The 14,371-nt window shown below is 58.6% G+C and carries 12 protein-coding genes; 6 read left to right on the forward strand and 6 right to left on the reverse strand.

All coding sequences use genetic code 11. The features are described 5' to 3' along the window. The first annotated feature begins 6 nt into the window (after nt 1–6). On the forward strand, nt 7–1,356 hold the full coding sequence (locus ACR0AG_RS11005) for a S41 family peptidase (protein WP_480838726.1): 1,350 nt from the start codon (nt 7–9) through the stop codon (nt 1,354–1,356). Nucleotides 1,357–1,385: 29 nt separating this feature from the next. On the opposite strand, the gene ACR0AG_RS11010 is transcribed toward ACR0AG_RS11005, so the two are convergent. From ACR0AG_RS11010 to ACR0AG_RS11020, 3 genes are all read right to left on the reverse strand, one after another. Next, nucleotides 1,386–2,912, reverse strand: coding sequence for an MFS transporter (locus ACR0AG_RS11010; protein WP_480838728.1), 1,527 nt, complete (start codon nt 2,910–2,912; stop codon nt 1,386–1,388). A 100-nt stretch (nt 2,913–3,012) separates the two neighbouring features. Next, nucleotides 3,013–3,372: a hypothetical protein gene (locus ACR0AG_RS11015; protein ID WP_480838730.1), complete on the reverse strand. Its 360-nt coding sequence runs from the start codon at nt 3,370–3,372 to the stop codon at nt 3,013–3,015. Between the two features lie 11 nt (nt 3,373–3,383). Next, nucleotides 3,384–4,145 (reverse strand): DUF6478 family protein, encoded by a 762-nt coding sequence (locus ACR0AG_RS11020; protein WP_480838732.1) that lies wholly within the window; start codon nt 4,143–4,145, stop codon nt 3,384–3,386. Between the two features lie 241 nt (nt 4,146–4,386). On the opposite strand from ACR0AG_RS11020, the gene ACR0AG_RS11025 reads away from it, so the two are divergent. From ACR0AG_RS11025 to ACR0AG_RS11040, 4 genes are read left to right on the forward strand one after another with little or no spacing between them, the layout of a single operon-like run. Then, on the forward strand, nt 4,387–7,482 hold the full coding sequence (locus ACR0AG_RS11025; RefSeq protein ID WP_480838734.1) for an ABC transporter transmembrane domain-containing protein: 3,096 nt from the start codon (nt 4,387–4,389) through the stop codon (nt 7,480–7,482). Continuing rightward, complete coding sequence (locus ACR0AG_RS11030; RefSeq protein ID WP_480838736.1) at nt 7,466–8,371, forward strand: CPBP family intramembrane glutamic endopeptidase; 906 nt, start codon at nt 7,466–7,468, stop codon at nt 8,369–8,371. The genes ACR0AG_RS11025 and ACR0AG_RS11030 overlap by 17 nt, the downstream gene beginning before the upstream one ends. A gap of 58 nt (nt 8,372–8,429) precedes the next feature. Then, complete coding sequence (accD, locus tag ACR0AG_RS11035) at nt 8,430–9,362, forward strand: acetyl-CoA carboxylase, carboxyltransferase subunit beta (RefSeq protein ID WP_480838738.1); 933 nt, start codon at nt 8,430–8,432, stop codon at nt 9,360–9,362. Then, the gene (locus tag ACR0AG_RS11040) at nt 9,359–10,633 is read left to right on the forward strand and encodes a bifunctional folylpolyglutamate synthase/dihydrofolate synthase (RefSeq protein ID WP_480838740.1); all 1,275 of its coding nucleotides are present in this window, start codon (nt 9,359–9,361) and stop codon (nt 10,631–10,633) included. The genes accD and ACR0AG_RS11040 overlap by 4 nt, the downstream gene beginning before the upstream one ends. A 3-nt stretch (nt 10,634–10,636) precedes the next feature. Here ACR0AG_RS11040 and ACR0AG_RS11045 read toward each other — a convergent pair whose 3' ends face one another. Together ACR0AG_RS11045 and zapE are read right to left on the reverse strand one after the other, a co-directional pair. Next, nucleotides 10,637–11,110: a phosphate-starvation-inducible PsiE family protein gene (locus tag ACR0AG_RS11045; RefSeq protein ID WP_480838742.1), complete on the reverse strand. Its 474-nt coding sequence runs from the start codon at nt 11,108–11,110 to the stop codon at nt 10,637–10,639. 90 nt (nt 11,111–11,200) lie between these two features. Continuing rightward, a complete protein-coding gene (zapE, locus tag ACR0AG_RS11050; RefSeq protein ID WP_480838744.1) occupies nt 11,201–12,259 on the reverse strand; it encodes a cell division protein ZapE in 1,059 nt (352 codons plus the stop codon). A 148-nt stretch (nt 12,260–12,407) separates the two neighbouring features. Between zapE and ACR0AG_RS11055 the strand changes: the two genes are divergently transcribed. Further along, nucleotides 12,408–13,646, forward strand: a complete 1,239-nt coding sequence (locus tag ACR0AG_RS11055; protein ID WP_480838746.1) for an MFS transporter — start codon at nt 12,408–12,410, stop codon at nt 13,644–13,646. 9 nt (nt 13,647–13,655) lie between these two features. On the opposite strand, the gene ACR0AG_RS11060 is transcribed toward ACR0AG_RS11055, so the two are convergent. Beyond that, nucleotides 13,656–14,276, reverse strand: a complete 621-nt coding sequence (locus ACR0AG_RS11060) for an HAD family hydrolase (protein ID WP_480838748.1) — start codon at nt 14,274–14,276, stop codon at nt 13,656–13,658. Nucleotides 14,277–14,371 lie beyond the last annotated feature (95 nt).

Genomic DNA, 14,371 nt, shown 5'->3' on the forward strand with positions numbered 1-14,371 from the left:
ACGAGTATGAAAAAATTTGTTGTGGCCGCATTGGCGGGAACCGTGGCAGGGATCGCTGCAACCACTCAGGTCGCTGGACCTTTGCTTGCGCAAGAGGCGGAAAACAAGGCCAGCGTTTACCAGCAACTGGATCTGTTTGGTGACATTTTCGAACGCATCCGCGCACAATATGTCGAAGAGGTCGAAACCGATGAGCTGATCGAAGCGGCGATTGACGGCATGTTGACCTCGCTTGATCCGCATTCCAGCTATCTGTCGCCCGACGACGCCGAACAGATGCGCGTGCAGACGCGCGGTGAATTTGGCGGGCTGGGAATCGAAGTCACACAGGAAGAAGGCTTCGTCAAAGTCGTCTCACCCATTGACGAAACCCCCGCGGATGAAGCCGGGATCGAGGCGGGGGACTTCATCACCCATGTGGATGGCGAAAGCATTCTGGGTCTGACGCTTGATAGTGCGGTTGAACTGATGCGCGGCCCGGTAGGCTCTGAGATTGTCATTACCGTTGTTCGCGAAGGCGAGCCCGAGCCCTTCGACGTCACGATCATCCGCGACACCATCAAACTGACCGCCGTCCGGGCCCGTACCGAAGGTACCAGCGTCGTGCTGCGTGTGACCACTTTCAACGATCAGACCTTCCCGAACCTCAAAGAGGGGCTGGAAGAGCAGATCGAAGAAGCGGGCGGTATCGACAAGGTGAACGGCGTTGTTCTGGACCTGCGCAACAACCCCGGCGGTCTGCTGACGCAGGCCATCAAGGTGTCGGATGCGTTCCTGGATGAGGGCGAGATTGTCTCGACCCGGGGCCGCGACCCGGCAGACGGAGAGCGGTTCAACGCAACAGCGGGCGATCTGACCCAGGGCAAGCCGATTGTCGTTCTGATCAATGGCGGCTCTGCCTCGGCATCGGAAATCGTGGCCGGTGCGCTGCAGGATCACAACCGCGCCATCATCGTGGGCACCAAGAGCTTTGGCAAAGGCTCGGTCCAGACGGTCATGCCGTTGCGGGGCGATGGCGCGATGCGCCTGACGACCTCGCGGTATTACACGCCGTCGGGACGTTCGATCCAGGCGCTGGGTGTCAGCCCTGATATCATCGTCGAACAGCCGCGCCCTGCGCCTGCGACCGAAGAGGAAGAAGAATCCAACGTCCGCACCCGGTCCGAGGCCAATTTGCGCGGCAGTCTGAACAATGACAGCCTGAGCGATGACGAGATCCGGCAGATCGAGGAAGATCGCGCCAAGGCCGAAGCCACAGCAGAGCTGCGCGAGCAGGACTATCAGTTGGCCTACGCCATCGACATCCTGAAAGGACTGTCAGCGTTCCGCCCGACCGAACCTGTGAAGTCTCAGTAATGTTGCGGGTCGCGCCCGGCGCGGCCCACCTAACTTTCTATCTTGTGCAGTTTGTTTTCGTCCAGCATCAGCGCGAGAACGATACCGATCGCCACTGAGAACATGGCAAACACAAAGGCCATGTTCATCCCGGAATCAAAGGCCGCCGATAGCGCGGCCTTTATCTTTTCCGCCTCTTGCGCGTTGAAATGCTGCATCACGGCTTTGGCCGAGTCGGTGGTCAGCGACCCGCCATTGATCACCTTCTGATCTGCCGTCGTCATGGTGATCCCGTCTGCCGCCAGCTGTTTGCCCAATGACGCCAGACTGGTGACATACATGATGGCCGTGGCACAGGCGACCGCGATAGCGCCATAGCACAGATGCGTCATAAAGCTGAGCCCACCGACCAGCCCGGCGCGTTCGGGTTTGACGGCGCAAACCGCCGCAGTGCCCGACGGGCCAACCGTCAGGGTCGCCCCCAGCCCAATCATCGCCATACCCGGCAAGATCTGGAAATACCCCCACGATGCTGGCAACACCACAACCGTAGCGGCCCCGATAGTGGCCACAGTATAGCCCCAGAACAAAAGTCGTTTGGGGCCAAAGTCGTTATAGAGAGTGCCCGAAACGATAGAGCCAACCGCCAGCAGAACGGTCAGCGGTGCCAGGCCCAGCGCGGATTGAAACACTGACCAGCCCAGAACCTTTTGCATGTATTGTGGAAAATACAAAAGACCCACAAACGCGGCTGAAACGTTGAACATGTTCAAGCCCAGCGTGATCATGAACTCGCGGTTCTGCATCAGTTGCGGCAGCAACAAAGGTTCCTGGACGCGTTTTTCCACCCGTGGAAAGGCCACGAACAACACGGCGCTAACAAAGAACATCAGCAGAAGCGGGACCGAGGTCCATCCCCAATCCGCCCCGACATCCAGCCCGTAAAGCAGCAGCAACACCGCGAAAGACAGGATGCCCATTCCGGCGAAATCGATATGCTCGCCCTTTTTGTGCTCGGTCTCTTTCTCCATCACAAGAACAGCTGTCGCCATCGAGATCGACGAAAAGACAATATTGGCCAGGAAAAACAGCCGCCATTCGCCAAAATTCACCGCAGCACCGCTGATCATCGGGCCAAAGACGTTGCCGGTCGTGACACCGGCCAGGATCATCCCCATCACCATTGCCCGATGTTCGGGCCTGGACACTTTGGTGGCGCCGAAGGCCAGCGTGCAGGGCCAGACGCAACCTGCCCCGATCCCCTGCAGGGCGCGCGCGCCGATCAGATAGTCCAGACCGGGTGAGACGAAACACAGGATCGAGGCGAACAGAAAGATCGCCAACCCGACAATCATGATCTTTCGGTGCCCATACATGTCGCCCAGCCGCCCTCCGGCAACCATTGTCATGGCAAAGAACAGGGCATAGATGTTCAGCACCCACTGCGTGCTGGTGATATCGGCGTCAAAACTGGCTTCGATCGCCGGGACCAGCATCAGCGCGCCGGTAAAGTCGATACCGATACCAAAGCCGGTCACCATCAACGCGATGACCATCACGATGCTTTTGCGTTCCATATCCCCACCTGGTTTGGACCCGTTACCTTATTGAAACACGGAAACGGCAGGATCAGGTAGAAAAATCACAGATTTAGGCGCAAAGACGCCGCTGTTGGTGTTACGTGTCCGAGCTCAACGCGCGGCGCACGACTTGTTTCAGCATGTCCAATTCCGCCCGTAGCAGAGCGACTTCGGCCAGAAGTCCCGCAGCCGCAGGGGACCCGGCAATGATGGTGAAATCACCCAGCTTTTGGCGCGTCTGAGTGTCCATGATGAGGATTGTATGCACCCCATCCGACAGCGCAGCCATCGGAACCGGAACGCGCAGAGACCAGCCTTCGGTGGTATGTTCCACAGCAACGTCAGGCAAAGGCTCGGCCAGATACAATGCCTCGACCTGCGGTTCGGCCTGGGCCGAAATCAGACCTTCCCAAAGTCCGTTCTGAAACCGCGTCGGGGTCAGGGTGATCTCTGTCATGGCATATTTCCTTACAGATCGGCGCGGTGGTGACGGCAGAATGTCAGGTCGCGAATGACAACCCGGTTCATGGCGGGGCGATCAAAGATCAAATCCAGCCACAGTTTTTCGATCCGCTTTTCGTTCAGGTTCAGATGCGCCAAATCAAAATCAACGGTCGAGCCGAGGTCAGAACAATCGAACCCGCGCAGAACCTGTTCTGTGTTGGGACCATGCTGGATGTTGAGGCGGGCGATTATACCGGCGGGCTGTTCGCTTTCGATCTGCGCCCCGACCCGGATCAGATGTTGCCGGGTCAGACCCTCGGTGCCCTCGGCGGGCAGTTCGATTGCGACCGACAGAAAGGAACCGGCAAACTCGAAAACCTCAATCGCCAGGCTGAACGGGGCAAGATCCCGGTCGCGCCGGTTGCGCAGTTGCCGCAGCCCGATCTGGGCCAGATCGCAATTGTGAAACAGCGTAACCTGCCGATCCAAACCGGCCTTGCGCGGTGCCGGGGCCAATCCCGGCTGGGCCAAAGGCTCTCGCCAGACATCCGGCCGCCAGCTCCAATCTGTTCCGATGGGTTTGGCAATCTGGGTCGAGCCGACCAAGGGGCGCACAAGGCGACCGTCGGCCTTTTGGATCAGCCGGTCCAGTCGCTGACGCAGCTGCCGCGCATCATCGCGCTGTTTTCGCAATGCAGACAGCGGCGTCGTATCAACCTGCCGCCCCAGTCGCTGCCAGCGCGCCAGGATTTTCTGGTTGATAAAACGGTCCAGCATTCTTCCCATTGCGTCTTGTACCTCAGCTTGCCCCTCTTTAGTCAAAGTCGGCGACCGGCATAACCCTTGTTGCACGATTGCTGATGAAATTTCCCTGAATCCGGTAAACCTTTGTTCAGCGGATTGCATTTTCCTTGCCATCAGCCGGGCAATTCTTGCAATAGCGCTGGTCGGGGCTTAACTTCGACGCTCTGACAGAGCAGAGATTTCGCCAAACCTGAAATACAATTTATTGGGGCAATATCTGGGTATGGAACGCACCCTGTTTTCCTTTATTTGGAAGTACTCGCGCAAACAGCAGATGGTCCTGCTGGTTCTGACGGTATTGTCCTTTCCCTTCCTCTACGCGTCGCTTGAGCTGCCCAAACAGATCATCAACGACGCCATCGGTGCACCCACAAGCACGGTGACCTTCTTCGGGATAACCGTGACGCAGATTCAGTATCTACTGATCCTGTGCTTCGCCTTTCTGGCCACAGTGATCGCCAGCGGCCTGATGAAGATGAAAATCAACACGATGAAGGGCATTCTTGCCGAGCGGATGCTGCGCCGGTTGCGGTTCACCCTGATCAGCCGGTCTATGCGGTTTCCCCGATCCTACTTCGCGGCCACCAGCCAGGGTGAGCTGGTATCGATGATCACGTCCGAGGCCGAACCGATGGGCGGTTTGATGGGCGATGCCATCGCCCAGCCCGTGTTCCAGTTTGGCCAGATGATGACCATCGTGACGTTCCTGTTCATGCAAAGCGTCTGGTTCGGGCTGGCCAGCATCGCATTGATCCCACTGCAGGCCTGGATCATCCCCAAGCTGCAACGCCAAATCAACCTGCTGAACAAAGACCGCATTCAAGAGGTTCGGGCGCTCAGCTCGGAAATCGGGGAAAGCGCCGCGGGGATCAGCGACCTGCGCACCAATGGCGGCTGGCGCTATCGGCTGGCGCAGTTCAGCCATCGTTTGGGAACCTTGTTCGAGATCCGGTTCAAGATCTACAACAAGAAATTCTTCATGAAATTCCTCAACAACCTGATCACCCAGATCACGCCGTTCCTGTTCTATTCGGTCGGCGGGTATCTGGCGATCACCGGTGAGGTCACCGTCGGAGCCCTCGTCGCGGCGTTGGGGGCTTACAAAGATCTCAGCGGGCCGTGGAAGGACCTGTTGACCTATTACAACCAGGTGCAGGACATGTCGCTGCGGTGGGAAATCGTGACCGAGCGTTTCGCGCCGTCGAATATGATCCCCGAAGCCCTTTTCGACGGTGAACCCGAAAGCATCCCGCGCCTGAACGGGGATATCCAGCTTCAGAACGTCACCGTGCGTGACGATGACGGCAAAACGATCCTTGAGGATATCGACCTGACCATCCCGCAAGGCGCCCGCGTGGCGATCAAGTCCACCCATGCCTCGGAACGCAGCGCGCTGGCTCAGGTCCTGACACGTGAGCTTTTGCCTGCCCAGGGCGATGTAATTCTGGCGGGGCATAACCTTAACGACCTGCATCAAAAGGTCATCGCCGCGCGGATCGGTTATGCCTATTCGCGGCCCTACCTGTTCGATGGTACGCTGGGGGACAACCTGCTGATGCCGCTGCGCACGCACCCGCAGCACGAAACCGACGCGATCAAGCTGCCGTCGCGCCGTCAGATCGAAGCCGTGCGCGCGGGCAACCCGCCCGATTCCCTCAGCGATGAATGGGTTGACCCCGGTTTGGCCGGTCTGGACGATATCGAAGACATCCGCGACTGGTGGTTCAAACTGGTCGAAGCGATGGGCATTGATGAGTTCATGTTCCGCCGTACCCTGCGATCGCAATTCGACCCCGGACTGCATCCGAATCTGGCGCAGGAGGTGGTCAACCTTCGCGACACCATTGCCACGCGCCTCGGGGAAAAAGATCTGGATCAGTACGTCTACCGCTTCGATCCGGGCCAATTCAATCCGGCGGTTCCGCTGGGTGGCAACCTTCTGTTCTCGGCCCCTTCGCGGGACATTTCGCCAGACCTTCTGGCCGGTGACGGTCGTTTCCTTTCGATGCTCAGAACGCATGCGCTGGATGATGACGCAATGAACATCTCACAGGCGGTTCTGGAAACACTGAACCAAACCTTTGGTCGGGATGGCGCGGATCACCCGCTGTTTCTGCGGCTGGGCATGTCCAAGGATATGTATCACCGCCTGCTCGACATCGAAGAGCGCAGGCAAAGCAAAGGGGACGCCGACCTGAGCGACCGGGAACGTTCACTGTTGTTGACCGTGCCCTTCATGCTGACGGCCGAACAGATCGGACCCAGCTTTCCGGATGAGTACAAGGACAAGATCCTGTCCATCCGTCAAAACCAGGCCGAACAACTGCGCAAGGCCATGAACGGGATGTTTGTACCGGTCACGCCGGATGTCTATTTGCCGCGCCTGACGGTCATGGAAAATGCACTCTATGGCCGGGTGTCCATTCTGGCGGGTGCAAAAGCCGAAGAGATCGAAGATCTTGTTGCCGAGGTCCTGAACGAGGCCGGGTTGCGCCGTCAACTGGCCGCGATCATCTATGACCTGCCCTCGGGCCTGGGCGGGAACAACTTGCCGACGGTGTTCCAGGAACGCGTTGCCTTCTCGCGGGCCGGGATCAAACGGCCTGACATCCTGATCCTCGACAAGGCACTGGCCAGCCACGATTCCGAAAGCCGGCTGCGCACACGGCTGAAGCTGCGCGAATTGCTACCGGAATCGATCATGATCTTCATGGAAGATCACTTTGCGCATCCCGAAGCCTATGACCTGTTTGTCGAGATCAAAGATGGCCGGATTGACGGTGTCTCCCGCACGCATGTCGACGCCGAGGATGCCGCACCGGATGACCTGAGCCGCAAGCTCAAGATCATCTCCTCGACCGAGCTGTTTTCGCGTCTGGATGGCCGCAACCAGCGCCTCCTGGCTTTTTCCGCCCAATGGTACGAAGCCGCAGCCGATCAGGTGATCTTTGCCCGCGGGCAGGCACCGGATGCGGCGTATCTGTGCATTAGCGGTCAGGCCAAACTCAACTGGCAGGACGACAATGGTGAGGTCAACACGATCTCTATCATCGAACCCGGCCGGCTGATCGGCGATCTGGCCATTATCACCAAGGAATCCAGGCAGTTGGACCTGGTCGCCGACACGGACTGCGCCTTCCTGCGGATCGGCGCCGAGGAACTGCGCGCCGTGATCGAAAGCGACGCGGGCGTTGCCGTCCAACTGCTGGAAACCGTTGCGGGTTATCTGACTGCGTTGTCCGTGCGACTGCAAAGCTCGAACAAAGCCATTCGTGATCCGTCCATCGAAGAAGAGGTGCGGCGTGACACAGCCGGATGATCGGTGGGACCAGGTTTATGCCGCCCATCAGATGCTGTTGGCAGAAGCCCGGAAAAAACCCGAATTCTGGCGGTTGCTGGTGGGGTTTGGCACGATAATCGTGCTGGTACTGGCAGCAAATGCAGTGATGTTTGCATTGGTGTCCGGACTATCCTCGCCGCAAGATGCAATTGAGATGCTGTCCGGGTCTGATCCCTTGTCTCTGTTTGTCATCTTAGGCAGCTTTGCCTTCATCACCGCAGGCATCGCGATTGCAGCGCGGCTGTTTCAACACAGATCTCTGTGGTCGATCATCGGACAGAGATCGCTTGCCCTTGCGCAGTTCTGGCGTGTCCTGTTCGCGCTTTTCGCGCTAGGTATCCTGCTGTTGATCCTGCCGCCTTACAGCTTCGGCAATCCGTTGATGCGCAATCTCGCGTTTTCGACGTGGATACTATTGCTGCCGCTGTCGGCACTGGCTGTTCTGATTCAAACCAGTGCCGAAGAGATTCTGTTTCGCGGATACCTGCAACAAGGTCTTGCCGCCCGTTTCCGTTCGCCGGTTGTCTGGATGGGGTTGCCAGCGATCCTGTTCGCTCTGGGCCATTATGCCCCCGGAACAGCGGGGGACAACGCCTTGGTGATCACGGTTTGGGCCTGCGTATTTGGCCTGATTACTGCCGACCTGACGGCACGATCCGGAACCTTGGGCCCCGCTATCGCGTTGCATTTCTTCAACAATGCGTCCGCGCTGCTGGTCATTTCGTTGCCCGACAACCTGGGTGGGTTGGCACTGTACCACCTGCCTTACAACATGGACGATACAGGTGTTGTCCGCCAATGGCTTTACGTTGACTTCGCGTTGATGATCGTCGGCTGGTTGACAGCGCGGCTTGTACTCAGGCGTTGATTGCAATTCCTGTCGTAGCGTCTTATTTGACGACAACGCCGAATTACAAGGTTCCGACATGAACTGGATCACAAACTACGTCCGCCCCCGGATCAACTCGATCTTCTCGCGCCGCGAAGTGCCTGAAAACCTGTGGCACAAGTGCGGTGAATGCGGAACAATGCTGTTTCATCGCGAACTGGCCGAGAACCAGAATGTCTGCACCCAATGCGACCACCACATGGCGATCACGCCGCGGGACCGGTTCACTCACCTGTTCGATGGCGGCATCTTTACCGAGATCGACGTCCCGGCGCCTCAGGATGATCCGCTGCATTTCCGCGATCAAAAGAAATATCCCGACCGAATGAAAGCGGCCCAGAAAAAGACCGGCGAGAAAGAAGCCATGCTGGTTGTCTCGGGCGAGATCGGACGCACACCCATCATTGCCGCGGCTCAGGACTTTTCCTTCATGGGCGGCTCGATGGGGATGTATGTCGGCAACGCGATCATCGCCGCCGCGCAAGAGGCCGTGAAGCTCAAGCGCCCTCTGATCCTGTTTTCCGCAGCGGGTGGCGCACGGATGCAGGAAGGCATCCTGAGCCTGATGCAGATGCCGCGCACGACCGTGGCGGTCGAGATGCTGAAAGAGGCGAACCTGCCCTATATCGTTGTCCTGACCCACCCAACAACGGGTGGTGTGACCGCGTCTTATGCGATGCTGGGCGACGTTCATATCTCGGAACCCAACGCGCTGATCTGTTTTGCCGGTCCGCGCGTGATTGAACAAACGATCCGCGAAAAGCTGCCCGAAGGGTTTCAGCGTGCCGAGTATCTGCTGGATCACGGAATGCTGGACCGCGTCACCAAACGCACCGAAATGCGCGAAGAGCTGATCACGATCACCCGGATGCTGATGAACCAGCCGCCAGCGATCAAGGGTGATCTGCCTGCGCCAACGCCCGAAGACACCACCGAGGAGTCTGAGCCCGACGCCAAGGCCGAGGAATGAGCACGCAGAACTCTGACGTCATCCTTGACCGGATGATGGCGCTGCATCCTAAGATCATCGACCTGACCCTGGATCGCGTCTGGCGTCTGCTGGGTGCGTTGGACAATCCCCAACTGAGCCTGCCCCCGGTCATTCACATCGCCGGCACAAACGGCAAAGGATCGACACAGGCGATGATCCGCGCGGGGCTTGAAGGGGCGGGGAAACGCGTCCACGCCTATACCTCGCCGCATCTGGCCCGGTTTCACGAACGTATCCGCCTCGCGGGCGCGCTGATCTCGGAGCCCGACCTGACGGCGGTGCTGGATGAGTGCTACGCCGCGAATGACGGTGAAAACATCACCTATTTCGAAATCACCACCTGCGCTGCCTTGCTGGCTTTTGCGCGCACTCAGGCGGATTTCACCCTGCTTGAAGTCGGTCTGGGTGGCCGGTTGGACGCCACCAATGTGATCGAGCAACCGGCTGTCACCGTGATCACGCCTGTATCGATCGACCACGAACAGTTTCTGGGCAACACCCTGGGCAAGATTGCGGCCGAAAAGGCCGGTATCATCAAACCCGGTATACCCTGCATCGTTGGCCCGCAACAGGACGAAGCGTTGGAGGTGATTGAATACACCGCCGCCCGCCTTGGCGCGCCGCTTTTCGTTCATGGCCAACACTGGCATGTGCACCAAGAAAACGGCCGCCTGATCTATCAGGATGAGGTCGGGCTGCGCGATCTGCCGCTGCCCAACCTGCTGGGCGCGCACCAGATCCAGAACGCGGGCGCAGCCCTAGCGGTCCTACGTCATCTTGAGATGGGTGACGATGCCTATGAGGCCGCTGTCAGCAAGGCAGAATGGCCCGCCCGAATGCAGCGCCTAAAGACCGGCCCCTTGATCGAACAGGCCCCACAGGCGGAGCTGTGGCTGGATGGCGGTCACAACGCCGCCGCCGGAGAAGCCCTGCGGGATGTGCTCGCCACCCTGCCTGAACGTCCGACACACGCGATCTGCGGCATGTTGAACACCAAGGATGTGACAGGGTACCTCGCGCCGCTGGCCGAACAGGTCCGGACGCTGACCGCCGTTTCTATTCCGGGCGAGGCAAACACGCTGAGCGCCGACGACACCGCGGAGGCCGCGGGTCGCGTCGATCTGCCTGCGGAAACCGCAAATTCCGCCTCAGACGCGCTTGGCAAGATCATCGCCAATGATCCGCAGGCGCGGGTTCTGATCTGCGGCTCGCTCTATCTGGCGGGCCATATCTTGCGTGAAAACGGATAGGCTCTAGCGCGATTTCTTTTTGTCTACGGGCTTGCCTGACAGCCAATAGGCAATTCCCAAAGCCAGTGCCATGAAGGCATAGGCAAAGATGTATTCCGCATCCATGCTCTTGTAATCAAAGGTAATGACCTTTCGCGCCACGGCCATGAGGCCGGTCGCGATCACCAGCCGGACATGGATGATGTTCGAGGTCAGATAGAGGGCCGCGTTGGTATAGACCTCCATCGCAATCAAAACCGACAGCACAGCCCCCAGAACCAAAAGCAGATCCTCACCTTCGATCAGGAAAACCGGCTTTTCGAACAGATGGGCGACAAAGGTGTAACCTGCGTCGATAATCGTCCAGGCAATCACGAAAACCATCAGAATGGACAGCACACGCGCCATCTGACGGATCATGATATTCGCTATCCGAATGACCGGGTCTTCGTGATCCGGGTCAAGCTCGACATGAATTTCCTGATCGTCATCTGCCATGTAGTCTGCCCCGCGCCCTTATCCGGTTGAAACGATGTTTCACATTCCATACCGCAGGATTTGGGGCTGCGTCCATGTTTCAATCTGATCCTAAGATCCCCAGCCCTTGGCCTGCATCTCGCGCAGGCGCGAGGCCGTGCGTTCGAACTCGAAGGTGCCTTCGCCCTCGACATAGAGCATTTCTGGCTCAGCCGCGGCAGAGCAGATCAGCCGAACCCGCGCTTCGTACAGGGCATCGATCAGTGTGACAAAGCGCTTGGCTTCATTGAAATTGTTGCGCGACAGGCGCGGGATATCTTCAAGCACCAGAACCTTGACCGCTTCGGCAATCGCCAGGTAATCGCCGGGGCCCAACATCCGTCCGCACAGATCGTAAAAGGATGCCCGCGCGATACCGTTTCTGAACGCCGGCAGAACAACGTCGCGCCCTTTGACCTGCAAGGTCAGCGGGTCCGCCGGACCGCCCGAGAGGTCATCCCAGACCTGTCGGATCTTTGCGCGCGCCTCTGGCCCGATTGGCGTGAAATAGACAGGTGATCCCTCCAGACGGTTCTGGCGATAATCGGTGGGCGAGACCAATTCCCACACCTGCAGCTGCTCTTTGATATGCGCAATGAACGGAAGGAACAGCTGACGGTTCAACCCGTCCTTGTACAACTCGTCCGGGTGCCGGTTCGAAGTGGTGACCACCACGACACCCCCGGCATGCAACAGATCGAACAGGCGACCGACAATCATCGCATCCGTGATATCGGTGATCTGCATTTCATCAAAGGCCAGCAGGCGGACCGCATCGATCACTTTTTGCGCCACGGGGGCCAAGGCGTCTTCGGCGCCTTCCTCTCGGGCCTTGTGCAGACCGGCATGGATTTCCTGCATGAAGGCGTGGAAATGAACGCGCCGCGACGGGATATCCTGCAGGGTTTCCACGAACATATCCATCAGCATGGATTTGCCGCGCCCGACACCGCCCCACAGGTACAGGCCCTGCGGCGGTTCCGGAGCTTTGCGAAAAAAGCCCCGTTTCACCGGTTGCGCCAATGCCGCGCGGATACGTTCGAAATGCGGCAAGACCGCCTCTTGCGCGTCATCCCGGGTCAGCGTGCCCTCCGCAACGCGGGTTTCATAAAGCGAGATCAGATCCGTCATGACCCGAGCCATAGCGCCCGGTCTGGCTCTTGAAAAGCAACGTTTTCCGGAACGCATCAAATTTGGTTAACTCAGGGCGCAAAACTCCTGAATTGACGCCGTGGGCCATGCGGCTAAGCTTTGCCGCTACCAGAACACCGGAACACTCATGCCCCAGTATGACCGCCTGATGAACCCGATCCTGATAGTCGCGTGCATCATCATCACCGTAAGCTTTGCCGTGCGCGCCTCATTTGGTGTGTTCCAGATCCCGATTGCGGATGAGTTCGGGTGGCTGCGCACCGATTTCTCGATGGCGATTGCCATCCAGAACCTGGCCTGGGGCATCGGCCAGCCAATCTTTGGCGCTATCGCCGAAAAGATCGGCGACAGGCGAGCCATAATAATCGGTGCAATAACCTATGCGGCTGGGATGGTGCTGTCGGCGTGGTCGGTCACACCGTTTGAGCATCAGATGTACGCCTGGCTTGTGGGTTTTGGCATTGCGGGCACAGGGTTCGGCGTGGTGCTGGCCGTGGTGGGCCGCGCGTCATCGGATGAAAACCGCTCCATGTCGCTGGCCATGGTCACGGCCGCTGGCAGCTTTGGTCAGGTGCTGGGCGCACCCACGGCGGAATGGCTGCTAAGCTTTCTGCCCTGGCAACAGGTTTTCATAGTCTTTGCCGTCGCGATCCTTGCGCTCATCCTTGCATTGCCCTTCATGCGCTCACCGCAAGCCGCCACCAAAGCCGAACTGCAAGAAAGTATGGGGCAGATTCTGAACCGCGCCTTTCGCGATCCGTCCTACGCGTTGATCTTCATTGGGTTTTTCAGCTGTGGCTACCAACTGGGCTTCGTCACAGCGCATTTCCCCGCCTTCGTGACCGAGCTGTGCGGCCCCATCCAGCCCGGCGGCGTTTTGCATTCGCTGGGGGTCACCACAACCTCGGCGTTGGGGGCCATCTCCATCTCGCTGATCGGCCTGGCCAATATCGGCGGAACCCTGATCGCGGGCTGGGCCGGCAGCCGGTATCCCAAGAAATACCTACTGGCAGGGGTCTATACAGGTCGAACACTGGCTGCAGCCCTGTTCATCCTGTTCCCGATCACACCGATGACGGTGATCGTCTTCTCGCTCGTGATGGGGTCGCTTTGGCTGGCCACTGTTCCGTTGACATCGGGATTGGTCGCACATCTCTACGGTCTGCGCTATATGGGCACGCTTTACGGGATTATCTTCTTCAGCCACCAGTTGGGCAGTTTCCTGGGCATCTGGCTGGGCGGGCGGATGTATGATCAGTTCGGTGACTACACTCTGGTCTGGTGGGTCGGCGTCGGGATCGGAGCGTTCAGCGCCATCGTCCACCTGCCGATCCGCGAAAATCGCACCGCACCAGTCGCCGTCTAGTTTCGCAGCTTAGATCGCGTTTTCTGCGGCCAACAAGCCTTCGGCCACCAGCCGATCCGCCCAGTCTTGCGGATCGCGGAAATGATGTGTCTGCCACCCTCGCGCACGCGCGGTTTCGATGTTTTCCAACCGATCATCGGTGAACAGCAGCGCTTCGGGGGGCACGCCGCAATCGGCCTCAACCATCTCATAAATCGGGACATGCGGCTTTACCGTCTTCATCCGGCCCGACACATATTGGCGATCAAACTCGTTCAGGAACGGGTAGACGGTGGTGGCATAGTCAAAGTTCTGTACACCGAAATTGGTCAGCGCGAAAACAGGCACGCCATTGGCTCTCAACGCCCGCAACAATCGCACAGAGTGCGGAATTTCCGGGGCCGCCAACTCGATCCACTTGTCGTGCCACATGCGAATCTCTTCGCGCCATTCAGGGTATTTCTCGGCCCATTCATAGATCGTGTCGGTAAAATGATGCCCCTGATCGACCAGATCGTTCATACCGTGCAAGTCCACTTCGGCGAACATCGCTCGCCGCCTGTCTTCCCCAATCGCCTGATCATAGTAGCGTTCCGGCTGCCATTCGATCAGAACGTTGCCAATGTCGAAAATGACGGCTTTGACGGTCATGTCCGGCCCCTTTCCAGTTTGTCGCGACTGAACCAATCTGCACCGCAAGATGCAAGCACCAACCGCAGCGCGGAACGCGCTGCCTGGCCCAACGG

It is taken from the genome of Ruegeria sp. H6 (assembly GCF_056532975.1).